The sequence below is a fragment of the Neisseria mucosa genome (assembly GCF_013267835.1).
Classification (GTDB): Bacteria; Pseudomonadota; Gammaproteobacteria; order Burkholderiales; family Neisseriaceae; genus Neisseria.
This window is the reverse complement of the sequence record NZ_CP053939.1, coordinates 988,180-1,010,848: the sequence shown is the minus strand read 5'-3', so window position 1 is coordinate 1,010,848 and position 22,669 is coordinate 988,180. Positions and strand designations below refer to the sequence as shown.

The 22,669-nt window shown below is 49.8% G+C and carries 27 protein-coding genes and 1 other RNA gene; 13 read left to right on the top strand and 15 right to left on the bottom strand.

The window, feature by feature from the left end:
- The first annotated feature begins 132 nt into the window (after positions 1-132).
- Complete coding sequence (locus tag FOC66_RS04775; protein ID WP_003747173.1) at positions 133-723, top strand: LemA family protein; 591 nt, start codon at positions 133-135, stop codon at positions 721-723.
- Positions 724-830: 107 nt separating this feature from the next.
- On the opposite strand, the gene FOC66_RS04770 is transcribed toward FOC66_RS04775, so the two are convergent.
- From FOC66_RS04770 to FOC66_RS04755, 4 genes are read right to left on the bottom strand one after another with little or no spacing between them, the layout of a single operon-like run.
- Positions 831-1,943 (bottom strand): SGNH/GDSL hydrolase family protein, encoded by a 1,113-nt coding sequence (locus FOC66_RS04770; RefSeq protein ID WP_003747172.1) that lies wholly within the window; start codon positions 1,941-1,943, stop codon positions 831-833.
- The gene (patB, locus tag FOC66_RS04765; RefSeq protein WP_003747170.1) at positions 1,940-2,968 is read right to left on the bottom strand and encodes a peptidoglycan O-acetyltransferase PatB; all 1,029 of its coding nucleotides are present in this window, start codon (positions 2,966-2,968) and stop codon (positions 1,940-1,942) included. The genes FOC66_RS04770 and patB overlap by 4 nt, the downstream gene beginning before the upstream one ends.
- A 10-nt stretch (positions 2,969-2,978) precedes the next feature.
- Positions 2,979-4,415: an MBOAT family O-acyltransferase gene (locus FOC66_RS04760; RefSeq protein ID WP_003747167.1), complete on the bottom strand. Its 1,437-nt coding sequence runs from the start codon at positions 4,413-4,415 to the stop codon at positions 2,979-2,981.
- A 46-nt stretch (positions 4,416-4,461) separates the two neighbouring features.
- A complete protein-coding gene (locus FOC66_RS04755) occupies positions 4,462-5,100 on the bottom strand; it encodes a DedA family protein (RefSeq protein ID WP_003747165.1) in 639 nt (212 codons plus the stop codon).
- A 218-nt stretch (positions 5,101-5,318) separates the two neighbouring features.
- On the opposite strand from FOC66_RS04755, the gene hda reads away from it, so the two are divergent.
- The 4 genes from hda to FOC66_RS04735 all read left to right on the top strand — a co-directional run bounded on the left by hda (position 5,319) and on the right by FOC66_RS04735 (position 7,970).
- Complete coding sequence (hda, locus tag FOC66_RS04750; protein WP_003682428.1) at positions 5,319-5,987, top strand: DnaA regulatory inactivator Hda; 669 nt, start codon at positions 5,319-5,321, stop codon at positions 5,985-5,987.
- Positions 5,984-6,652, top strand: a complete 669-nt coding sequence (locus tag FOC66_RS04745) for an HAD family hydrolase (protein ID WP_003747163.1) — start codon at positions 5,984-5,986, stop codon at positions 6,650-6,652. Before hda ends, FOC66_RS04745 begins: the two co-directional genes overlap by 4 nt.
- A gap of 60 nt (positions 6,653-6,712) precedes the next feature.
- Entirely contained in the window at positions 6,713-7,027 is a 315-nt protein-coding gene (locus FOC66_RS04740) for a TonB family protein (protein ID WP_003747161.1), read from the top strand.
- Between the two features lie 157 nt (positions 7,028-7,184).
- Positions 7,185-7,970, top strand: coding sequence for an endonuclease/exonuclease/phosphatase family protein (locus tag FOC66_RS04735; protein WP_003747159.1), 786 nt, complete (start codon positions 7,185-7,187; stop codon positions 7,968-7,970).
- Between the two features lie 166 nt (positions 7,971-8,136).
- Here the strand turns inward: FOC66_RS04735 and ssrA are convergent.
- The 3 genes from ssrA to FOC66_RS04720 form a co-directional block, all read right to left on the bottom strand.
- Positions 8,137-8,499: a transfer-messenger RNA gene (gene ssrA / locus FOC66_RS04730) on the bottom strand.
- Positions 8,500-8,611: 112 nt separating this feature from the next.
- Positions 8,612-9,826 carry a pyridoxal phosphate-dependent aminotransferase gene (locus FOC66_RS04725; protein WP_003747157.1) on the bottom strand — a complete coding sequence of 405 codons (1,215 nt, stop codon included), beginning with the start codon at positions 9,824-9,826 and terminating at the stop codon, positions 8,612-8,614.
- An 84-nt stretch (positions 9,827-9,910) separates the two neighbouring features.
- Positions 9,911-10,126, bottom strand: coding sequence for a tautomerase family protein (locus FOC66_RS04720; RefSeq protein WP_003682441.1), 216 nt, complete (start codon positions 10,124-10,126; stop codon positions 9,911-9,913).
- A 165-nt stretch (positions 10,127-10,291) separates the two neighbouring features.
- Between FOC66_RS04720 and FOC66_RS04715 the strand changes: the two genes are divergently transcribed.
- Entirely contained in the window at positions 10,292-10,891 is a 600-nt protein-coding gene (locus FOC66_RS04715; protein WP_003747155.1) for an MlaC/ttg2D family ABC transporter substrate-binding protein, read from the top strand.
- Between the two features lie 59 nt (positions 10,892-10,950).
- On the opposite strand, the gene efp is transcribed toward FOC66_RS04715, so the two are convergent.
- The 3 genes from efp to FOC66_RS04700 are packed head-to-tail and all read right to left on the bottom strand — an operon-like array spanning position 10,951 to position 13,021.
- Complete coding sequence (gene efp, locus FOC66_RS04710) at positions 10,951-11,511, bottom strand: elongation factor P (RefSeq protein WP_003747153.1); 561 nt, start codon at positions 11,509-11,511, stop codon at positions 10,951-10,953.
- A gap of 42 nt (positions 11,512-11,553) precedes the next feature.
- Positions 11,554-12,711 carry an elongation factor P maturation arginine rhamnosyltransferase EarP gene (earP, locus tag FOC66_RS04705; protein WP_003747151.1) on the bottom strand — a complete coding sequence of 386 codons (1,158 nt, stop codon included), beginning with the start codon at positions 12,709-12,711 and terminating at the stop codon, positions 11,554-11,556.
- 31 nt (positions 12,712-12,742) lie between these two features.
- A complete protein-coding gene (locus FOC66_RS04700) occupies positions 12,743-13,021 on the bottom strand; it encodes a hypothetical protein (protein ID WP_003747149.1) in 279 nt (92 codons plus the stop codon).
- A gap of 102 nt (positions 13,022-13,123) precedes the next feature.
- Between FOC66_RS04700 and nadE the strand changes: the two genes are divergently transcribed.
- A complete protein-coding gene (nadE, locus tag FOC66_RS04695) occupies positions 13,124-13,912 on the top strand; it encodes an NAD(+) synthase (RefSeq protein ID WP_003747146.1) in 789 nt (262 codons plus the stop codon).
- Between the two features lie 68 nt (positions 13,913-13,980).
- Here nadE and FOC66_RS04690 read toward each other — a convergent pair whose 3' ends face one another.
- A complete protein-coding gene (locus FOC66_RS04690; RefSeq protein ID WP_003747144.1) occupies positions 13,981-14,181 on the bottom strand; it encodes a protein MIGRI in 201 nt (66 codons plus the stop codon).
- Positions 14,182-14,297: 116 nt separating this feature from the next.
- On the opposite strand from FOC66_RS04690, the gene metX reads away from it, so the two are divergent.
- Both metX and metW read left to right on the top strand, forming a co-directional pair.
- Positions 14,298-15,437, top strand: a complete 1,140-nt coding sequence (metX, locus tag FOC66_RS04685; protein WP_003747142.1) for a homoserine O-succinyltransferase MetX — start codon at positions 14,298-14,300, stop codon at positions 15,435-15,437.
- Positions 15,434-16,015 (top strand): methionine biosynthesis protein MetW, encoded by a 582-nt coding sequence (gene metW / locus FOC66_RS04680; RefSeq protein ID WP_003747140.1) that lies wholly within the window; start codon positions 15,434-15,436, stop codon positions 16,013-16,015. The genes metX and metW overlap by 4 nt, the downstream gene beginning before the upstream one ends.
- Before the next feature lie 94 nt (positions 16,016-16,109).
- On the opposite strand, the gene FOC66_RS04675 is transcribed toward metW, so the two are convergent.
- Together FOC66_RS04675 and FOC66_RS04670 are read right to left on the bottom strand one after the other, a co-directional pair.
- On the bottom strand, positions 16,110-16,574 hold the full coding sequence (locus FOC66_RS04675) for a low molecular weight protein-tyrosine-phosphatase (RefSeq protein WP_036493856.1): 465 nt from the start codon (positions 16,572-16,574) through the stop codon (positions 16,110-16,112).
- Between the two features lie 85 nt (positions 16,575-16,659).
- A complete protein-coding gene (locus FOC66_RS04670; RefSeq protein WP_003747136.1) occupies positions 16,660-17,760 on the bottom strand; it encodes a hypothetical protein in 1,101 nt (366 codons plus the stop codon).
- 204 nt (positions 17,761-17,964) lie between these two features.
- On the opposite strand from FOC66_RS04670, the gene gloA reads away from it, so the two are divergent.
- Positions 17,965-18,378: a lactoylglutathione lyase gene (gene gloA, locus FOC66_RS04665; protein ID WP_003685011.1), complete on the top strand. Its 414-nt coding sequence runs from the start codon at positions 17,965-17,967 to the stop codon at positions 18,376-18,378.
- Between the two features lie 53 nt (positions 18,379-18,431).
- On the opposite strand, the gene FOC66_RS04660 is transcribed toward gloA, so the two are convergent.
- Both FOC66_RS04660 and FOC66_RS04655 read right to left on the bottom strand, forming a co-directional pair.
- The gene (locus FOC66_RS04660) at positions 18,432-19,181 is read right to left on the bottom strand and encodes a lysophospholipid acyltransferase family protein (RefSeq protein ID WP_003747133.1); all 750 of its coding nucleotides are present in this window, start codon (positions 19,179-19,181) and stop codon (positions 18,432-18,434) included.
- A gap of 57 nt (positions 19,182-19,238) precedes the next feature.
- Positions 19,239-19,994 (bottom strand): GNAT family N-acetyltransferase, encoded by a 756-nt coding sequence (locus FOC66_RS04655; protein ID WP_003747130.1) that lies wholly within the window; start codon positions 19,992-19,994, stop codon positions 19,239-19,241.
- 178 nt (positions 19,995-20,172) lie between these two features.
- On the opposite strand from FOC66_RS04655, the gene FOC66_RS04650 reads away from it, so the two are divergent.
- From FOC66_RS04650 to FOC66_RS04640, 3 genes are all read left to right on the top strand, one after another.
- The gene (locus tag FOC66_RS04650) at positions 20,173-21,105 is read left to right on the top strand and encodes an AEC family transporter (protein WP_003747128.1); all 933 of its coding nucleotides are present in this window, start codon (positions 20,173-20,175) and stop codon (positions 21,103-21,105) included.
- Positions 21,106-21,287: 182 nt separating this feature from the next.
- Positions 21,288-21,761, top strand: coding sequence for an iron-sulfur cluster repair protein DnrN (gene dnrN / locus FOC66_RS04645; RefSeq protein WP_003747126.1), 474 nt, complete (start codon positions 21,288-21,290; stop codon positions 21,759-21,761).
- A 161-nt stretch (positions 21,762-21,922) separates the two neighbouring features.
- Positions 21,923-22,648 carry a hypothetical protein gene (locus FOC66_RS04640; protein ID WP_003747125.1) on the top strand — a complete coding sequence of 242 codons (726 nt, stop codon included), beginning with the start codon at positions 21,923-21,925 and terminating at the stop codon, positions 22,646-22,648.
- Positions 22,649-22,669 lie beyond the last annotated feature (21 nt).

Below are 22,669 nucleotides of genomic sequence, written 5' to 3'. Positions count from 1 at the left end.
ATAAACTTCAGGCCGTCTGAATTTCAGACGGCCTTTTTTATGAAAATTGGGAAAAATATTGAAATTGGATTATAATCGATGTAAATAAAATCAGCCACCGATATGAGTGGCATCATAACTAGGGAACTCACTATGGGCATTATCAGTCTTGCACTTATCTTTGTATCAATCGCCGCCGTCTTATTGTATTTCAAACAACAGTTGAAAGACCGCAAAAAAGACTGTCGCGAATCCTTTGTCTCTTTGCGCATTGCGCTCGACTGCCGACATCAGGCCGTCCGTCATGTATTGGATGCATACAGCAAACACCTGCAAGAGCAGGGCATTGCATCGGATCAAAACGTTCAGCAGATGTGCGTCGAAGTTGAAACCGCATTGGCGCAAACTGCCAAAACATTTTCCGAATCCAAAATCAAACATCTGTGCGAAACCGAAACAGCATTGAATCATGCGCTGAAAAAATTACAAACCGCCGTCAACAGCCTTTTGAAACAACATCCTGATGAGAAATTGGCCGGTTTGATGGAAATGCTGGGTGCCGCAGAAGCAGAAGTCGCATCGGCACGCCGTGCTTACAACCGTAGAGCCGGAAGCTACAATCATCATTTGAACAAATTGCCCAACCGTCTTGTCGCCAAGCCATTGGGTTTTGACAAGCAGGCAAGTTTGGTTCGTTTTACGGAAAACCAAACGCAACGAATGAGCAGCAATATGTTGGTTTAAAAATTAAGCAGTTTATTGAATAAGCCATAAACAAAGGCCGTCTGAGATATGAATTTCAGACGGCCTTTTTTGTATTGTTAATGAAAAATACTTAGGCGTTGGCCAATTTATTGGGCAAAGCGGATCAGGCTGTCGGCAAGCTTATCGGCTGCAGTTTCATAGCCTTGTGCGGAGAAGTGAACGCCGTCTTTGGCTGCCAAGCCTTGCGCCATCCAGTTTTTCATGCTGCATGCTCCGCCCATTGCATCTTGCCAAGACCAGAACATGATTTTTTCGTCACGGGCAACACGTTGCTGCATTTGTTGTACTTCGCTGAGCAAGACAGGGCGGTTGCCGCAGCTGCCGTAGGCGGTTTTCAAAGATTCCGGCGCGCCGAGGATCAGGATGCCTGCGTTGGGCAGGGTGTTTTTGATTTGACGGATATAGTTGCGCCATGTCCGCTCGGTAGAGGAAATATCGAGGTTGCCGGAAAAGGCTTCGTTGGTACCGTAGGCAAGGATGATTAAATCGGCTTTGGTTTGTGCCAAATCTTCCCACATGCCCGGCCGCCATTTTGACCATTGGGACAATTGCGCGCCGTTGATGCCCATGGCGGAAACGGTTACGCCGCGTCCGGGGCGTTCGATATTAATGAAGCCGATTTGCCAAGGCATGCTGCTGCTGAGGGTCATCGGCAGGGAGGCGTTGGTATGCAACAGTTGCCAGCCGTTTTGTTTGGCCGGGATTTCGCGGCCGTTGACAATCAGGGTTTGCTCGGACCAAACCGGTTTGCCGAAGATGGAGATTTGTTGCATGTCCATGCTGCCGTCGGCTGCGCTTAAGGTAACGCTGCCGCCGTCGGCGCGTGCTTCAATGCCGCCGAAAGAGAAATCGCTGTGTGATTTGCGGCTGCTGATGGTGTTCCAACCGCTGCCGCTGTAACGGACGGTTGCCATGCGCTGGCCTTTGACGGTGTTGGGGTAAACCCAACCGATGCCGCCGTTGCCCCATTTTTGTTGCAAACGGCGGCGCAGGCGGTCGGTGAAATAGTCGCCGGCGGTGTGTGAGTCGCCGACTTGAATAATGCGGAATTTGCCGTCTGAAGTATTGTTGAGCTGTTGCAGTTTGTTCAGCCAGGCAGGGCGGTTTGAGCCGTAGTTGCTTAACAGGCCGTCATCGGCGGCACAGGCGGCCATAGGGAGTGCAAGAAGCGTGAGGAGTAAGGTTTTATTTAATTTCATGGTTGTGTATCGTGTGTAAAATTAATTTTTTCCATAATTTTTTCGGCCAATAGTTTTTGGCCTTCTGCGGAAAAGTGGATGCCGTCCTTGCTGCGGTAACGGATGATTTTTCCGTTGACTTTGACAGAGTCGGCATATTCTTCTGCGCCATTGCTCAACAGTTTGTCAGTTGGCAGCCAGATGGCTTGAGGCGACACCGTACCCGACAGGATTTTGTCGAGGTAGCGCATCTGTTCGTTGAGCTTGGCTTTTTTCATGTAAGGAATGCCCAGCCAAATGACTTGGACATCATGTGTGGAGGCTGCATCAAGAATACGGCGGACGCGGCTGAGGTATTCCGCTTCCCATTCAGGGGAGGCGAACTTCAGGTATTTTTTACCCATCGGGAAATCCCAAGGGTCGTTAGGGCCTAAGAATACAACCAAAACGCGGATGTCGGGTTCTTTTTGCAAAGTTTGTTCGATGGTTTTCGGCCAGTCGAAGAAGTTGGGGTAGGACAAGCCGGTGCTTTGTTTGCTGAGGTTGACCGATTGTACGCCATATTCTTGCTTGAGGTGTTTTTGTACGAAAGGTGCAACGCCCTGCATCAGCGAGTCGCCGGCAAAGAAAACTTTGTTGCCTTTTTTCAATACAACCTGCATTGCCGACTGATCAGCCTGATTGCTTGGCTCGCTGGCGGCGGTATCCGTATTGTTAGCCGCATCAGAAGCAGCAGTCTCTTTTTGATTGTCCGATGTCTCAATGTTTTCCATATTTTCAGACGGCCTTGTTGTTTCAATGCCAGAGTCTTCCGAAACCAAAGCGTCTTCTGCTTCCAGTGAAGCTTTCAGGCCGTCTGAAAATTCGTAGGCTTTTTGTTGCCAATCCGCACCGATACGCCACCAAGCGTATTCGGATAAAGGCTCAAGCGGACTGTTTTCATGATAGGTCTGCTGCCAATAGGCATTGATGGAGTTTTGGGCAAACCACGTCAACGCAACCGCACTGAGCAGAATCGAAACAAACAGGGAGATAAAGCGTTTCATGTTCTGCTCCTTAGAAGTTGGCGTAAATAAAGCCGGGAATGCCGGACGGGGCGAGGACGATAATCAGGGCGAGGATAAGCGTGATAGGGATAAACCACAGCCATGCAGGCAGTTTGTCCAAGCCTTTTACCGATGCTTCAAATAAGCGAAGCAAATACGGGTACAGCAAAAGCATCAGTGCAAAGGCACCCAGCAACATGAGGTCGGTCGGCAGAGGCGCGTTCCAACCTTTATCATTGGCAAATAAGGCGCTGAACAGCATTTCCGTATCGGCAAGCGTTGCGCTGTTGAACACGACAAACGCGAAACAAACGAAATGGAAGGTAAACAGCCAGGCGAGCGGTTTGCCGATTTTCAGACGGCCTAAGGCATTGCGGCCGACGATTTTGTCGCCGCAGTTAAGCAATACCAAGGCCGCACCGTGCAGCGCGCCCCAAATCAAAAAGCTCCAGCCGTAGCCATGCCAAATGCCGGAAAGCAACATGGCAATCATCAGATTGAGCTGGGTGCGTCCGAAGCCTTTTTTGCTGCCGCCCAAAGGGATATAGATATAGTCGCGAATCCAAGTGGACAGGCTGATGTGCCATCTGTCCCAGAAGTCGCGGATGTTGATGGCACGAAGCGGCGCGGCGAAGTTTTTCGGCAGCTGGAAGCCGAGCAGCATGGCCAAGCCGATGACCAAATCCGAATAGCCGGAAAAGTCGAAAAAGAGTTGGAAGGTGTAGCCATAAATTGCAGACAACACGCCCCAGCCGTCGAACTGAGCCGGATTTTCAAAAACAGGCGATACCCAGCCTTCCGCCAATACGCCGGCAAGCCACCATTTTTTGGCAATGCCCAACACAATCAGGCCGACCGCCAACGCCGGATAAATCAGTTGGCGTGCTTGTTTGGTGCGGATTTGCGCCAATGCGCCCGCTTGTTCGCCGTCTATGCTTTTAAAAGCGGCCGCACGGATAATCGGGCCGGATGTGATGGTGGGGAAGAAGCTCAGATGCAGTAGGAGCTCGTGCCATTCAAAATGGTCTCCTTTAGGCTCGCGGTAGCAATACACCAAGTAAGCCAGCGATTGGAAGGTGTAATAAGACAAGCCCAGAGGCAAAATAATGTCGATGACGGCGCTTTGTCCTGTATATTGCTGAATAATCGGGCGGAAAAAGTCGAAATATTTGAAGAAACACAAAACAGTCAATGCCGCTGAAATACCGCAACCCAGCCAAAATTTGCGGATATTCTCGTTTTCAGAAAACATCAGCACGCTGATCAGGTAAACCACAGACGAGTAAACCAAAATCAGCGCGGCAAAAATGGGGTCGATACGGTAAAGCCAGCCCAGCCCGGCAACCAAAAGTAAAACGTTTTGAACTTGCGGCAAACGTGCAAATGCCCAGTACAAGGGCAAAAATACGATAAAGAATACCGCAAATTCAATAGACAGCAACGGCATGACAATTCCTTGATGTGTTTAAACTTTCAAACTTTTCGATTGATTGTTATTTTTTGGCATTAAGTTTGGCTCGGATAATTTCGACTACCGCAGGTAAAATCGAAATCACGATGATTGCCGCCATGACTAAGCCCAGATTGTTTTTGACGACGGGGATATTGGCGAAGAAGTAGCCTGCATAGGAAAACAACAATACCCACAACACTGCGCCGATAATGTTGTAACGGATAAACGTTGCGTAGTGCATATCGCCCATACCGGCGACAAATGGCGCAAACGTCCGCACAATCGGTACAAAGCGCGCAATGATGATGGTTTTGCCGCCGTGTTTTTCATAGAACGCATGGGTTTTTTCCAAATACGAACGGCGGAAAATTTTGGAATCAGGATTGGCAAACAGTTTTTGTCCAAAATACTTGCCAATCATAAAGTTGGCCGCATCGCCTAAAATGGCAGCCGCTAACAGCAGCAATACCATGACGTGGATGTTCATGCCGCCGATGGCCGCGATACCGCCGGCAGCAAACAGCAGCGAGTCGCCGGGTAAAAACGGCGTTACGACCAAACCGGTTTCGCAGAAAATCACAACAAACAAAATCGCGTAAATCCACGGGCCGTATTGGGCGGAGAGGTGGACAAGGTGTTGGTCGATATGGAGGATGAAATCGATAATGGTAGAAATCACTAGGGTTCCCAAATAAAAAGGCCGTCTGAAAAAGAACAGACAAATGTTTCGGCGAGAAGTTCGACATTGTAAAACCAAAGCGGAATAAAACCAATGCCGTAAGCTGTTTAGAAGTGCAGATATGTTGCAGGTATAGGCTTCAGACGGCCTTTATCCTTGATGGTGGACGGCAAAACAACGTAAAATAAAGCCGATTTCAACCTAACCGGTGCGCCTTTGTGAACCAGCTCATCTTCGATTTTGCCAGCCATGATTATCCCGGCTTCGACAAATTTCTGGGAACAGAAAATGCCGAGCTGGTGTATGTGTTGCAGCACAAACATGGGCAATTTATCTATGTTTGGGGAGAAGAGGGCGCAGGCAAAAGCCATCTCTTGCAGGCATGGGTCGCCCAGGCGCTCGATGCCGGACGAAATGCCCTCTATATTGACGCCGCCGCCACGCCGCTGACAGAAGCCGCGTTGGATGCAGAATATCTTGCCATTGACCAAATCGAAAAGCTTAATAATGAAGAACAGGCTTTACTATTTGCCATCTTCAACCGCTTCCGCAACAGCGGCAAAGGTTTTTTGCTTTTGAGTTCCGAATATACGCCGCAGCAGCTCGTTATCCGTGAAGACTTGCGCACACGCATGGCGTATTGCCTGGTTTACGAAGTCAAACCGCTGACCGACCGGGAAAAAATCGATGCGCTCGTCAGCATGGCGGCTGCCCGTCAGGTAACCATCGATCCGGAAATCTTCGAATACCTGCTGAACCATTGGCGGCGCGATATGGACAGTCTGATGCAAATGCTCGATACCCTCGACAACTATGCCGTTATGATGGGCAAGCGCATTACTTTGCCGCTTTTGCGCCAGCTTTTAAAACAACAGGAAACCCAATGAAAAACCTTGCCATTTTCGACCTCGACAATACCTTGATCAATACCGATTCGGATCACTCCTGGCCGCAATACCTGATTAAAAAAGGCATAGTCGATGCGGCTGAAACCGAGGCGCAAAATGAAAAGTTTTACCAAGACTATCAAAACGGTTGTCTTGATATTGATGCCTTCCTTAAATTCCATCTCGCGCCTTTGGCTCGTTTCAGCAAGGAAGAATTGGCTGAGTTTCATCGCGAGTTTATGGCCGAGTATATTGTTCCGTATATTTCCCCGATGCAGCGTATGCTGGTGCAAAGCCATCAAATGGCGGGCGACGAAATGTTGGTTATTTCTTCGACCAACGAATTCATCATTACCCCGATCTGCCATCTTTTCGGTATTCACAACGTTATCGGCACGCAGCTTGAAACCGGCGAAGACGGCCGATATACCGGCAACTATGTCGGTACGCCCAGCCTGAAAGAAGGCAAAATTACCCGATTGAACCAATGGCTTGCCGAGCGCGGCGAGACCTTTGAAAGCTACGGCAAGGTTTATTTTTACAGCGACTCCAAAAACGATTTGCCGTTGCTGCGTATTGTGGACGAACCTGTCGCCGTCAATCCGGATGCCGAGCTGGAAAAAGAAGCCAAAGCAAAAGGTTGGCCGATTTTGAATTTCAAATAACGATCAATCAGGCCGTCTGAAATATTTAAACCTAACCACAACCCTAATAAGGACTAAAACATGAAAACGACTAAACTCCTCGCCTCAGCCCTGTTGTTTGCCGCTGTATTCGGTACTGCACAAGCAGCCGATACCGAAACTCTGGAAGCCATGAAAGCGCAAAACGGCAGCGTTAAAACCGTTTTGATGGATGTTTTCACGACTCCTGCCGGCAACGTTGACCGCGTGAATATCATTCAATCCAGCGGCAATCCTGAAATGGACGAACGCGCAGTGAAAAGCGTTTCCAAATATCCTTATCCGAAACGCAAAACCGCATCTAAATACCAACACACCGTTACTTTTGAAACCAATGTTGAAGTAATCAACAACTGATTCGGACGCAAGGCCGTCTGAAAAACAGAAGGCGTTTTGATTGGGAAACCCCCTCTCAAAACGCCGTTTTATTCGTTAAACAAGTATAACCAAAATTGCCGTAAAACCACACGCTCCGGTGCTATACTAAAACAAATAAACCGCTTCATCACACATCATGTCTCCCCGTCCAGTTACCATTACTTCTTACAATATGCACAAAGGCATGTCTGCGCTCAACCGCAAAGTGCAGGTCAACCGCATGGCTGACGCGCTGGGTGCATTGGGTTCGGACGTTTTGTTTTTACAAGAAGTCCAAGGACAACATCTCAACAGAAGCCGCCGTACCGACTTTCCCGATGCGCCGCATTACGACATCATCGGCGACAGCCTCGATTATCATCGCAGCTACGGCAAAAATGCCGTCTATCCCAAACGACACCACGGCAACGCCATTCTCAGCCGCCTGCCGCTGAAAACGGAAAACAACCTCAACATCAGTGTCAACAAACTTGAACAACGCGGCCTGTTGCATTGCGAGGTCGTACCCGAAGGTTGGGAAGATCCGCTGGTGTGTCTGTGTGTCCACCTCAATCTGCGCGAGCCAGACCGCCTCAAACAATACCGCGCCATCAGCGACTATGTCGACCGCCACATCAACCCTGACAGCCCCTTGATTATTGCCGGCGATTTCAATGACTGGCGGCAAAAATCAGCACGTGAGCTGGGCAGGGCATTAGATTTGAACGAAGTATTCGTCGATAATACAGGCAAACGCCCCAAAACCTTCCCCTCGCGCCTGCCCATCCTCAGCCTTGACCGCATTTACACGCGCAACCTTGATGTCATCGATTCTGAAATTCACAACAGTAAAGACTGGCAGCATTTGTCAGATCATCTGCCGTTGAGTGTAACAGTTAGACCGCATCGTAAAATGGATATGAAGTCCGATAGAAAAATATAAGGTTGAAATCTTTCTTAAGCACCATTGGCAATGTATTGAAAGAAAAAGTGTTTTTCACTCAGATATTTGAGAAGAAAATAAGGCCGTCTGAAACGTTTCAGACGGCCTGTTTTAAGTTTATAAAAAAGCGCAAACCTTTTTAAATCAAAAGTTTGCGCTTTAAATCTGGTGGAGGCGGGGGGAATCGAACCCCCGTCCGAAAGTCCTCTACAGAGCGTTCTACATACTTAGTTGTGTCTATTTAGAATCTCGTCCCCATCATGCCGACCAACAGGCCTTCAGGGAACCAGTTACCTTAAATCTCGTTTCCTGCCAAGTAACCCGACAGAAAACCAGTCAATGTAGAATGACGTTGCGGTAGCTTGCGCTACACAGCCCATTGACCAACTGCTGCAACGGCAGGCCTTAAGCGGCCAGTGCGTAAGTTTCGTCGTTTGCGACTATTTTGATTCAGTGTTTAACGGGAAATCTGAGACCCCGGTATGCCCGCATCTGCTTTGCAACCCCCGTCGAAACCAAGATCGCCCCCAGATAGGAAGGGTTGATTATACGCATGTCGGCGGGCTTTGCCAAGTTGCTGTTCGATTAAAAAGGCCGTCTGAACAGCGGTTTGCTTTTTCAGACGGCCTCTTTGTTTAGGTTTATTGACGGTAGTTTTGCAGGAAGCGTTCGAGTTTGCCCATGGCCTCTTCAATTTGATGAACGGGCGGCAGGGTAACGATACGGAAGTGGTCGGGGCGTATCCAGTTGAAGCCTGTGCCTTGGACGAACAGGACTTTTTCACGTACGAGTAAGTCGTAGATGAATTTCATGTCGTCGTGGATGCTGTACATTTCGGTATCGATTTTGGGGAACATATACAATGCACCCATGGGTTTGACGCAGGATATGCCCGGAATCTGGTTGACCAGTTCCCATGCTTTGTTGCGTTGCTCGAGCAGGCGGCCGCCTGGGAGGAGGAATTCGTTGATGCTTTGGTATCCGCCTAAGGCCGTCTGAATGGCGTGTTGCATGGGTGTGGTGGCACAAAGGCGCATAGACGAGAGCATGTCCAAGCCTTCGATATAGCCTTTTGCATGATGTTTCGGGCCGTTGAGTATCATCCAGCCTTGACGGAATCCGGCAACGCGGTAGGCTTTCGAGAGGCCGTTGAATGTCACGGTCAGGAGGTCGGGGGCAAGCGCGGCGATATGGTGGTGTACTGCGTCGTCGTAGAGGATTTTGTCGTAAATTTCGTCGGCAAAAATAATCAGGCCGTGTTTGCGTGCCAATTCGGCGATTTCGAGCAGGATTTCTTTGCTGTACACCGCGCCTGTCGGGTTGTTGGGGTTGATGACGACGATGGCTTTGGTTTTAGGCGTAATTTTGGCTTCCATGTCGGCCAGGTTGGGGAACCAGTTATTTTCTTCGTCGCATAGATAATGGCGGACGGTGCCGCCTGCCAGTGTTGCGGCGGCGGTCCACAAAGGATAGTCCGGTGCGGGAATCAGGATTTCGTCGCCGTCGTTGAGCAGCGCCTGCATGGACATGGTAATCAATTCGGAGACGCCGTTGCCGATGTAAACGTCGTTGACGGTAACGTCGAGCAGTCCTTTGGTTTGGTAGTAGTGGACGATGGCTTTGCGTGCGGAATAAAGGCCTTTGGAGTCGCAATAGCCTTGTGAAGTCGGCAGGTTGCGGATGACGTCAACCAAGATTTCGTCAGGCGCTTCAAAGCCGAACGGAGCCGGATTGCCGATATTGAGCTTGAGGATTTTGTTGCCTTCTTCTTCCAGTTGCAGGGCTTTTTTGTGAACCGGGCCGCGGATGTCGTAGCAAACGTGGTCCAGTTTGGATGATTTGGGGAATTTCTCCATGATGTGTGTTCCGTAAAATTGTTAACAATGGGATAAATGTACTCTTTTTGCGGGTAAATTAAAAGGGCTTCAGACGGCCAAGGCTTACTTATTGCGCGCTTCGGCACGGCGAACCGTCACGCTTTTGCCGCCTATGCCCCAGTTGTCCATATCGATTTCGTCGATGACGACGACGGTTGTCTCAGGGTTTTTGTTGAGAACGCGTGAGAGTAATTCGGTGACGCCGCGGATTAATTCGGCTTTTTGCTCTGCACTCGGGGCTTCGCTGCCGCCGGTTACTTTGATATTGACGTAGGGCATGGCTTTTTCCTTTTAAAATAGCGTTCACATGTTATCTTATTTTTATTAGGCCGTCTGAAATTTAATTGCAGGATTTTTCATTGATCATGCCTGCTTTTACAAAGAATTAAGTTTTTTGGAATGGATTGTTTTTACAATGCAGTTTTATTTTGTATGGATATCGTTATGAACCGTTTTCTCCAAACTTTGATTGTGGCTGCTCCGATGGTGATTGCCGCGCCTTATGTGGCGGCGGAAACGCATCCGGCGCAAAAGCAGATGCAGCAGAACATTGATGCCGTGTTGAAAATCGCACGCAATACGTCTTTGACAGAGGCGCAACGTGTGAAACAGGTTGAGCAGTATGCCAACCGTTATTTGGATTATGAGCGTATTTCGGCTTTGGCGGTCGGTGCGCCATGGCGTGAATTTTCTGCCAAGCAGAAAACCGATTTTATCCGTGCATTCAAAGACATGGTCATTGCGATGTACTCGCATTCCGCGTTAATTGGTGCGGCGGATGCAAATGTGCGCCTGTTGCCAAAGATGACGGCAAACGGCAATAAGTTTGACGTTTTCTCAGAAATTCAAACCAAAAAAGGTACGAAGTATGAAGTGGCTTACCAACTTTACCAAAGCGGCGGCGTGTATAAGATTTACAACATCCGCGTGGACGGTACCAGCTTGGTAACGGTATACCGCAACCAATTTGGCGAGCTGATTAAGAGCAAAGGCATTGACGGTACGATTGCGACTGTCGCTGCCAAGGGATTGAAGAAACAATAAGGCAGATTGATAAAAAGGCCGTCTGAATATCCAGACGGCCTTTTTGTGTTACGGGCTGATTAAGCACGTTTGCGGAATTCGCCGGTACGGGTATCGATTTCGACTTTGTCGCCGTTTTCGATGTAAGACATCACTTGGATTTCAGTGCCGCCGACCAGACGCGCGGTTTTCATCACTTTGCCGGAGGTATCGCCTTTAACGGCAGGCTCGGTGTATTCGACTTCGCGAACGATGATGGTAGGCAATTCTACGGAGATTGGGTTGCCTTCGTAGAAAGTGACTTCGCATACGTCTTCCATGCCGTCAACGATGAATTTCAACGCATCGCCGATGTTGTCGGCTTCGATTTCGTATTGGTTGAATTCTTCGTCCATGAAGACGTACATTGGGTCGGCAAAGTAGCTGTAAGTACAGTTTTTGCGGGACAGGATCACGACGTCGAATTTGTCGTCGGCTTTGTAAATGGTTTCAGTAGCGGCACCGGTCAGCAGGTTTTTCAGTTTCATGCTGACTTTGGCGGAAGAGCGGCCGCCTTTGATGTATTCGGTTTTTTGAACGACCATAGGATCGTTGCCGACCATGAATACGTTGCCGGCGCGCAGTTCTTGTGCTGTTTTCATTGTGGTTTTCCAATCAAATCGGTTGTAATAAAACGCGCTATTTTAGCGTATTTTTTTGTGCTTTGAAATAAAGGCGGCAAGTTTTTCGACGGCACTTTTTTGGGCAAAAAGTCCGTCCCGCCATTTTGCCGCGCTTTGGCGCCATTCGTTTTGATGTGCCGTCAAGGTTTGCCATGCCTGCAGGCGTTGGTTGTCGCTGAGTGCTTCGCCGTTGTTGAGTTCGTCGGAAAGGAGGCGGTGTGCCGTGGCGACAACATCCGGATAAACCTGATGCGCTTTGTCCCAAAACGCGTGCAGCTTGTCGAGATGGATATTTTCTTCTTGCGGGTAGATGTGCCAAAAGAAAGGTTTTCCAGCGAGCTGGGCGCGAATAAAGCTGTCTTCGCCGCGTATGACGGCGCCGTCGGCAAGGTTGAGCAGTTTGTCGAAATCTTGTTGGGCAACGAAAGGGATTTTGATTAGGGTAACGTGTCCGCTCTGATACACATCGCCGTCTTCAAGCAGGGCGTTTTGCGGCACTAGGCCGCTGTTTTTCAGGCTGGCGATGATTTGCGTACCTGCAAGCAGCAAGGTAATGGGTTGGTCAGACTGTTGCCACATGGTCAGCCATTTTGCCCAAATATCGCTTTGATAGCCGAAAAGCAGCCATTCGGGCGCGTTTTTTGCGGGAAGTTTGAGTTGTCGGCGTAAGGTTTCCGTATCAAAGCGGGCAGATTCGGCGTAATCGCGTTCGCGCAGCAGGCCGCCGCTTTTTTCGCTGAAACCCATAAACCAAAAATATTTCTGTATGCCGCCTGCTTGGAGTGAGGGCATTAAGTGCAGCCTCTCGTTGCTGTCTTCCGCGCTGAGGTATTCCCAGTTGAGCCAAAGCGGTCGGTGTCGGCGGATGATGGATTGAACGTTGTCGGGCAGTTCGCAGGCGAAGGTTTCGATGACGATGTCGGGAGTAGGGGCGGTATCAGTATCTTCGGCATGGTCGGCTTGCCACGCGTGAATGCCGATACTTTGATGGATATTGGGAATCGAGGCCAAATCAGGGCAAAGTGCTTGAAGGGACGGGAAATCGTCTGTCCATAAATGCACTTGCCAGCCGAGTTCGCGTTGCAAAATACGCGCCAGCCGCCATGAAACGCCGATGTCACCGAAGTTGTCGATGACGTTGCAGAAAATCCAGCAGGTATAAGGTAGGGGAGTGTTCATGGAAAAATATGCCCAAGGCCGTCTGAAAACATCAGAATGCGCCGAAATAGTGGAACAAATAAACAATCAGCAAAACAATCGGAATAAACATCCATATGCTTTGCCGTTTCAATTCAGGCTCTTGTTTGAGGTGGTGTTTGATGACGTCAAAGAGGACGAATTTAAATAGGAACGTGGCTTCGCAGGCAAGGATAATGCCGTTGATGAGGTGTTGCGTTTTGTCTTCGGGCGGGTTGAGGGCAAACCACAAAAGGGTGGCGAGCGGAATCAGGCAGACGGCGAGCCAGCGCAAAAGAATGGGTTTGGACATGGTGTGTGTGCAAGAAATAAAAGAAACATTATACCCTGTCGTCTTTCAGGTAAGTGCAAATCAGGCTATCATTCGGTTTATTTGAAGCGAACATTTATCCCTATGCAAACCCAAGCCATCATCCGCCATATCGTTCAATGGCTCAAAGATTACGCCGAGCAGGCGCGTGCCAAAGGTTTTGTCGTCGGCGTATCCGGCGGCATCGATTCTGCCGTGGTTTCCACCCTTGCCGCGCAAACCGGTTTGTCGGTTTTGTTGTTGGAAATGCCGATTCGTCAGAAATCCGACCAAGTTAACCGCGCGCAAGAACACATGGGCCGTCTGAAACAGCGTTATCCTAACGTAAAAGCGCAAAGCGTTGATTTGACTCCGGCGTTCGATACGTTTGCCGATACCGTTGACGTCAGCGAAACCGAATTTCCCAACAAACAGCTGGCACTGGCCAATGCACGCAGCCGCCTGCGCATGACGACGCTTTATTATTACGGTCAGCTGCATGGTTTGCTGGTGGCCGGGACGGGCAATAAAATTGAAGATTTCGGCGTCGGTTTCTTCACCAAATACGGCGACGGCGGCGTGGACATCAGCCCGATTGCCGATTTGACCAAGACTCAAGTGTACGCGTTGGCTGCCGAGCTGGACGTATCGGAAGACATTCAAAAAGCCGTACCGACAGACGGACTTTGGGATACCGAGCGTACCGATGAAGAGCAAATGGGTGCATCTTATCCCGAACTCGAATGGGCGATGAGCGTGTACGGCAGCCACAAGCCTGAAGATTTTGAAGGCAGACAGCGCGAAGTTTTAGCAATCTATACCCGGTTGCACAAAGCCATGCAGCACAAAGTCAATCCGATTCCGGTTTGCAAGATTCCGGAAGAATTGTTTTAAGTTTGAATATCAAAAGGCCGTCTGAAAACGCTGGATTAAGGTTTTCAGACGGCCTTTTATATTTTATTTCAATAAGAATTAGGAATATGCTTGAAAAACAGCATCATTAGATACCAAAACAGTGTAGCCGCGGCCGCCCCCAGCAATACCCACGCGCTGATTTTGGCGATTTCCCGAATGGTGCGCTTTTGTTGGCGGCTGAACAGACGGTTCACAATCAATGCCGCGATGGCGCAAAAGAAAAAGAATCGCAAAAGCCTGCCTATCATTCCATATCCTCCCAAAAATATTGCCTCTAATTAGGGCAGGCCGTCTGAAGCCTCATGCACAAAACAAAAACGAAACGTTATAATACCCCTTTTGCCGCATCACTTGGAAATTACAAATGACAACAAATGCCTCAGTGGGCATTGTAACGCCCCGGAAAATTCCGTTTGACACACCGCTTGCTCTGGAAAACGGCAAAACCTTACCTCGTTTCGACCTGATGATTGAAACCTACGGCACACTCAATGCCGACAAAAGCAATGCCGTCCTTATCTGTCACGCCTTATCAGGCAATCATCATGTTGCCGGCAAGCACAGTGCGGAGGATAAATACGCCGGTTGGTGGGACAATATGGTCGGCCCCGGCAAACCCATCGATACCGAACGCTTTTTTGTGGTCGGTTTGAACAACTTGGGCGGCTGCGACGGCAGCACCGGCCCTTTGTCCGAGAATCCTGAAACCGGCCGCGAATATGGTGCGGATTTCCCGGTTGTAACCGTCAAAGACTGGGTGAAGTCCCAAGCCATGCTTGCCGATTATCTCGGCATCCAAAAATGGGCGGCCGTTGTCGGCGGCAGCTTGGGCGGCATGCAGGCATTGCAATGGACGATTTCTTTGCCCGAACGCGTTGCCCACGCGCTCGTTATCGCTTCCGCACCTAAACTTTCCACCCAAAACATCGCGTTTAACGATGTTGCCCGTCAGGCCATTTTGACCGATCCCGATTTCCACGAAGGTAATTACCGCAGCCATCATACCGTTCCTTCACGCGGTTTGCGTATCGCGCGTATGATGGGGCACATTACCTATCTTGCCGAAGACGGTTTGGGTAAAAAATTCGGCCGCATTTTAAAATCAGACGGCTATCAGTACGGCTACGGCGTTGAATTTGAAGTGGAATCTTATCTGCGCTATCAAGGCGACAAGTTTGTCGGCCGTTTTGATGCCAACACTTATCTGCTGATGACCAAGGCGCTCGACTACTTCGACCCGGCCGCCGATTACGGCCACAACCTCACGCGCGCCGTGGAAAATGTGCAGGCCAAATTCTTCGTTGCCAGCTTCAGCACCGACTGGCGCTTCTCGCCGCAACGTTCGCATGAATTGGTCAAGGCATTAATCGCCGCGCAAAAATCCGTGCAGTACATCGAAGTTAAATCCAATCACGGCCATGATGCCTTCTTGATGGAAGACGAAGCCTATATCCGCGCGGTTACCGCTTACATGAACAACGTTTACAAGGACTGCCAACAATGAATCTGCGCGACGATTTGCAACTCATTTACGATTGGATACCCGAAGGCAGCCGCGTACTCGATTTAGGTTGCGGCGACGGCGAGCTGCTGGCCGCGCTGGTGGCGCATAAAAACTGCGCCGGTTACGGCATCGAAATCGATACCGACAGCGTGATTGCCGCCATGACCCGCGGTGTAAATGTTATTCAGGCCGACTTGGAAGAGGGTTTGGCGGCGTTTGGCGATCAAAGCTTTGATGTGATTGTCTTGAGCCAAACCATTCAAGCCATGCAGAACACGGAAAAAATCCTGCGCTGCCTGATGCGCGTGGCCAAACAGGCTATTGTCAGTTTCCCTAACTTCGGCTACTGGCGCAACCGCTTTCAAATCGCCATCGGCGGCCATATGCCGGTTTCCGAGCGGATGCCGTATCATTGGTACGATACGCCCAATATCCATTGGTGTACCCTCAAAGACTTTGATTTGCTGTGTGCCAAAAACAAAATCCGCGTACTTGAGCGTGCGGTCATGACGGGCAACCGGCAGGTCAAACATCTGCCGAACTTATTGGGCAGCCTGGCGTTTTACCGCGTGGGTTGATGCGGTGATTAATAAAGGCCGTCTGAACAGGTCATCACGAAAGCATGGCTTTTGCGGATACCTGTTCAGACGGCCTTTTATTGTTCCAGCCGGTTTAAGCCTGTTTCAATTTTTCCAACAAGGCCAAACTGCCGGCATCGACCAGACGGTAGGTTTCGTCAAAGTCGCCTGTGTACCACGGATCGGGAACGTGGTTGTAGCCTGAATCGGGGATAAGGTCGGTCAGTTTGAAGATTTTACCGGGGTGGAAGCCGAGCTGTTTTTCGGTTTCTCTGAGGTTGTTGTCGTCCATCACGATGATGTAGTCGAAATGTTCGGCATCGCTGGGTTTGATTTTGCTGCTGGTAAAGCCTGACGGGTCGATGCCGTGTTGTTTGAGCACGCGGCGCGTACCTTCGTGCATGTTTTCGCCGTCGTGCCAACCTGATGTGCCTGCGCTGGCTGTGATGACGGCATTGCCCATGCCTGCTTCGCGGGCGCGGTGGCGCAGGACGTATTCGGCCATGGGGGAGCGGCAGATGTTGCCGAGGCAGACGAAAAGGATTTTGTGGGTTTTCATGTTTGTGAAAATGAGCGGTAAGGTTTGAAATTCAATGCAACGCGCTGAACCGTTTTCAGACGGCCTTGCGTGTTGCATTTTCAATTTAGTTTACATTGCTGAAGAAAGGATTGTGGCCTTCCAGTTTCAACGCTTGGGCATAAGTAGGGATGTTTTCGTTTTCGCCCAGTGGGTTGTGCAGCAGGTAGAGGTGCTCGATGCGGCATTCGGCCATCAGGTCGAGGAAGTTTTGCAGCACGATGGCGATATTGTCGGTTGAGGCCAGCTCCCAAGTGAAGGTCTGCGGAACGATTTCAAACGCGCTGTCGGTCGCGTTGAAGCTGAACTGGAGCTTGCCGTCCGCCTTGGCTGCGGCAACAACGCCGACGCGCGGGCTTTGCATACGGATGGCGCGGATGGCGTTGGTGGCAAAAACGTCCATGGCCATGCGTTGGCGGGTATGGCTGCCTTCAGTCAGCGCGTCAAGCGGCGTATTGGGCGAGAGCGGGTTGGTAAAGAGGGTAACGCCGTCGAGGGCGAGATGCTCTTGCCAAACCTGCATCAGCGGCAGGCCTGCCTGTTGCAGGTTGAGGCCCAAGGCTGTCTGAATGCTTTTATCGCCGTAGCCCAGCGCGTAAACAACATGGACGGATTGACCTTCGGGCAGCGTCAATGGTTTGTATTCGAATTTTTGCAGGAATGCGCCTGCCGCTTCATCGTTTTGTTTGGCTTGGAACCATTCGCCCGGGGTAACGCTGCTCAAGTCGGTAGATTGGACGAGGTAAGGCAGCCATTGTGTGTTTTGCGTGAGGGCGCGCAGGTTGGGGTAGTTTTGCAGGCAGGCGAAGAGGGCTTCGGTAGGCAGCGTAAGCGGCAGGGTTTGTTCTTTTTTGCAACCGGCAACCAAAACGACAGGCAGGGCAAACCATTGGGCTTCGTTATCGTTTTCTGCCTTCAGGACTTCGCCCACGCTTTGAATCAGGCTGGTGTAAGTGCCGACATCGGGCGCCATGGTCATTGCCAATGAAAGGTTGATGTAATGGTTTTGGCTGAGCATGGTGCGGATTTCGGTTTGCAGTTGGCCGGCCGAAAGCTTGCGTGATGCGGAGGAGGAGTTGTGCGCCAGCTGATAGGCATTGAGCAGAAGGTGGTTTTTGATAGGGCTTTGCGGATAAGGGCGGGTATCGGGAAGAACAAAGGTTTTCATGGCGGTTTGAAGTGTTGTGTTGTAAGTGTGGCGATTATAGCAATTTAGTCAGTCGGTGTGCTTGTTAATACATGAAATTCAAATGACGGCAGGGTGTACGCTTCATTTTTATGCAGTTTCAGTGTCGGTATTTTGAGGCTGAAGAGGATGGTGCCCGATGTGTTATAATTCATGACCAAACATAATTCAGAAAGGAACAAAATCATGCGCTTGCTTCATACTATGCTGCGTGTCGGCAATCTCGAACGCTCTTTGGATTTTTATCAAAACGTATTGAACATGCAATTGCTGCGCCGCCGCGATTATCCTGAAGGCCGTTTTACTTTGGCTTTTGTCGGTTATGGCGATGAGGCGGACCATACTGTTTTGGAACTGACCCACAACTGGGATACCGAGTCTTACGACTTGGGCGATGCTTATGGCCACATCGCGATTGAAGTCGATGATGCTTACGCCGCGTGCGAACGTGTCAAAGAAATGGGCGGCAAAGTGGTACGCGAAGCCGGTCCGATGAAACACGGTACGACTGTGATTGCGTTTGTCGAAGATCCGGACGGCTACAAAATCGAATTTATTCAAAAGAAAAGCGGTAGCGATTCGGTGCAATATTCATCTTAAGGCATAAGATAATGGAAAAGGCCGTCTGAATATTCAGACGGCCTTTTGTTTGATCAGCCCAACTGTTTTTGCTTTTCGCTCAACAGGGCGTGTACTTGAAGTGCGGTAGCGTAGCGGTCTTCTCCCGCTTCAATCGGATCAAGGAAATGCAGCTCGACCGTGCTGGAAGGCTGGCTGATGACCATGCAGATAGATTGCCAGAGGCTGATGTCGCCGTAGTAGGCAGTGTGCGGATTGGGGCTGCTGCCGTCCGGATTCGGATAGCGGCAGAGTGCCGGAATAATCGGTACGCCTGCATCGTAGGCCGTCTGAAAAAAGCTGGGTTTGAACGGCAGGATTTCACGGCCTTCGGTACTGGTGCCTTCGGGGAAAATGGTGACGGTATCGCCGTTTTTCAGCGCTTCGGTCACGCCGGCGATTTTGGCGGAGTTGCCTTTGATGCCGCGGTTGCGCGAGACATAAACCGTTTGCGCTTGCGTGGCAAGATAACCGACCACAGGCCATTTGGCCACATCGTCTTTAGCCACGAAACGGCCGGGGAAAGCGCCGTTGACCGCCATAATGTCCAACCATGAAATATGGTTGCTGATAAGCATTTGGCCGCGGCCTTCTTGCGGCGGCGTGCCGAAAGTTTGCAGTTTCATGCCGCAGGAAGCGAGCACGCGCAGCGACCATAATTGGATCGCACGCAGTTTGCGTTTGCTGCTGTAAAAGGGAAACAGAAAAAACATTTCGGCCATGCCGTACAAAAGGCAGCCGGCAATGCAAAGGAGGCGGAAGATAAAACGGATTTTGGCGGTCATTGTGTGTGTTTTTATAAAAGATGAGGCAGGCCGTCTGAAGTTTCAGACGGCCTTTTATTATGACTCGGTTTTAGGGGCGAAACGCTGCAAGTAGCGGTCGGAAAGATGGCTGATGTCCATCATGATCAGCACATCCGCGCAGTTGAACGCTTCATCGACACAAGGTTCGCCGCAAAACCACGCGCCTGCTTTGAGATAGCCTTTGATCAGTGCGGGCACGGGCGGGTTTTCAGACGGCGTGATGTTGTCCCATTTGAGCGGGTTGAGCGGTTTGACGCGCCATTGTTCCGGAGCAAGGTATTTGCCTTTCAAGGCATGATACAGGCCGGCCGCATCGCTGCCGCCGTCGCGCATTTCGATACTGCCGCAACCAATCATAAAGCGCAGGTTTTCGTCTTTCATGAATTTGACCAAGCCGGTCCACAACAGCATGACCAAGCCGCCGTTGCGGTAGTCCGGGTGGGTGCAGGCGCGGCCGAGTTCGACGGTTTGCGGTAGGATGTCTTTCAAAGGCTCAAGGTCGAATTCATGCTCGCTGTACCAGCCGCCGACTTTTTTTGCGGTTTCTTCGGTAATTAGGCGGTAGCAGCCGATAACTTCGCCGGTTGCATCGTCAAACGCGAGCAGGTGGTGGCAATGCTCATCATAAGGATCGACATCGCGGCCGTCATTGCTTTCGATTTCCGCACCCAATTCTTGGGCAAAAACCTGATAGCGCAATCTTTGGGCGGCTTCGATTTCAGCTTGGGTTTCTGCAAGGCGTACGCTCAGGCCGATTTTTGGGCCCGTTTGATTGAAACGGCTGGGGGACATGATGTTTCCTGTTTAAAGAAAATGGCTGATTATAGCGGATATACGGACAGATTTATATTGGTTTGCTTTGCGGTAGGGCAAATTATGTCGGGTTGTTGGAAAAAGGCTTCAGGCCGTCTGAATTTGGCATGCCAAGCGGTAGAAGCGTAAAATCAACGTTTTTGCCGCTTTTTTTGTTATGGAAACCTCTTTTCTGCTTGCCGGAAAAATTACCGAGCTGACGCTGATTGTTTTGATGGGCGTGGCTTTGGTGAAGGCCGGGCTGTTGAAATCGGAAAACAGCTACACGCTCTCCGTCATTGCGCTTTATTTAATTAGCCCGTCCGTCATGATTCATGCTTTTCAGATGGACAATGCGCCGCAGATTATCGAAGGGCTGAAGCTTTCCGTTATGCTGGCGGTGTTTTTTCATATAGTGCTGATTGTTTTGGGCAGGGTGTTTAAACACTTGTTCAAACTCGATGCGCTCGAACACGCGGCGACGGTGTACAGCAATTCGGGCAACCTGATTATTCCTTTGGTAATGTCGGTCTTCGGGCCGGAATGGGTGATTTACACCACCGGTTTTATCTTGGTGCAGACGTTTTTGTTTTGGACGCATCTGCGCCTGTTGATTTGCGGTCGCGGCAATGTGGCTTGGAAAACCATTTTCACCAATATCAACATCTTATCCATGTTGGTCGGGCTGCTGATGTTTGCCTTTCAAATCAAGCTGCCGCACATTGTCGATAATACTTTGGCGACGGTGGGCAGTATGATTGGCCCGGTTGCCATGTTGGTGGCGGGTATGCTGCTGGCCTCTTTGCCGTTGCGTTCGATTGTGTGGACGTCGAGGCTTTATCTCGTTGCTTTTTTAAGGCTGATTTTGATTCCGGTATTATTGCTTTTCGCCGTTAAAGCCTGCGGTTTTGCCCATCATGATGCGCATGCGGATACGGTTGTGTTAATCAGCTTTTTGGCAACGACTTCGCCTGCCGCTTCGACAGTTACCCAAATGGCGGTTGTTTACGGCAAAAATGCCCAAAAAGCCAGTGCCATTTATGGGTTGACGACCTTGCTTTGTGTGGTAACCATGCCGGTAATGATTGCCTTATATCGTTGGATTATTTAAGAAAAGGGCAGGCCGTCTGAAACTTTGACTTTATGTTTCAGACGGCCTGTTTGGCATTTTAATTTTGAAAATAACTTTTATTATCAATTAATTAAGCAATTAAAAAACTATACAAAGCCGCAAGCAGCGTGTATCCTTATGCCTAACATTCATCCAATATCAATCTTTAAAGGAACACAGCCATGACCGACTTTACCGTTTGGGAAACCGCACCTTTCAATTCTACCATCGACCATATCCTGCAGCGTTACCACAATGTCCACCGTGCCCAGTTTGAAGAGTTGGTTCCGCTGGCGCAAAAAGTGGCGCAGGTTCATGCCGACACTTTTCCTGCCAAAGTACCTGATTTGTTGGCCTATATGCAAAACGAGCTGTTGATGCACATGATGAAAGAGGAGCGCATGTTGTTCCCGATGATTAATCAGGGTGTGGGTCGCGGCGCGGCCATGCCCATCAGCGTGATGATGCATGAACACGAAGACCACGATCAGGCCATCGCGCGTTTGGAAGAATTGACCAATAATTTTGAGCTTCCTGAAGGCGCTTGCGGCAGCTGGGCCCGTTTGTACGCATTGGCCAAAGAGATGGTGGACGATTTGAAAGACCACATCCATTTGGAAAATGAGATTTTGTTCCCCCGCGTTTTGGCTTCTTAAGAATTGATGTTAATCAAGGCCGTCTGAATGTTCAGACGGCCTGTTCTTTAATCCCTTGCTAAGTTAGTACAATAGTTCTAAAATTTTAATAAAGAAAGAAACAAAAATAAGCAGTAAAGGCACACATCCGTTTTTTTGTTTACTTGAGAAGGAGTTTATGAATGAAACATTCTAAAGTTTTACTATCGGGTATTCTGTTTGCTGCCGTGACTGCATGCGCCCAAGCGACGGACGGTAGCTGGAGCGCCCTGCAGGATACGAAAACAGGTGTGCAGTCGCGACCTTATTATGAATTTGGCAATGTGGTTCAGAAGATTTCTTTTAAGAAAACCGGCAATCCGGAAAATGGTCTGAAAAAGCCTGTCTTGACGGTGTATCGTCAGGGCAAGCTGTTGGGCGAAGCATATAATTTGGAAGCCTCTCATGGCAACCCCTTGTTGCCCACCCTGTTTTTGGTAAACGGCAAGTCATTAAATATCAATGACGGCAACGATAGAGAACTGTTGGCTTCTGCGAAGAGAATCGATTTTTACGATTTCGGACGCGGCCGGATCGGCCATGCTGTCTTTACCGCGCCTAACGGCATCTGTCAGGATATGAAACACGGCAAAGGCGTTTCCTACAAGCTGGTTACCAACTATGTCAATTTTCCGGATTATCCTTCGCTTGAAAATATCTTGATTATTACGGCGCAAGGCAAATATCTGCGGGACGAGTTCATATTGGATTCTACCGCGTCAAGGGTGACCAGTGCCAATAAAGAGTTTGCCAGAAAATATGGCGAAGCCCTGAAATCCAAGAATGGCCCTGAGACCAGGCATGTGAATATGGCCAATGCAGCCAGTGCGGAAAAAGGCAGACTGTTGGCTGATTATATTTGTCAGTAATCATATTAAAGGCCGTCTGAA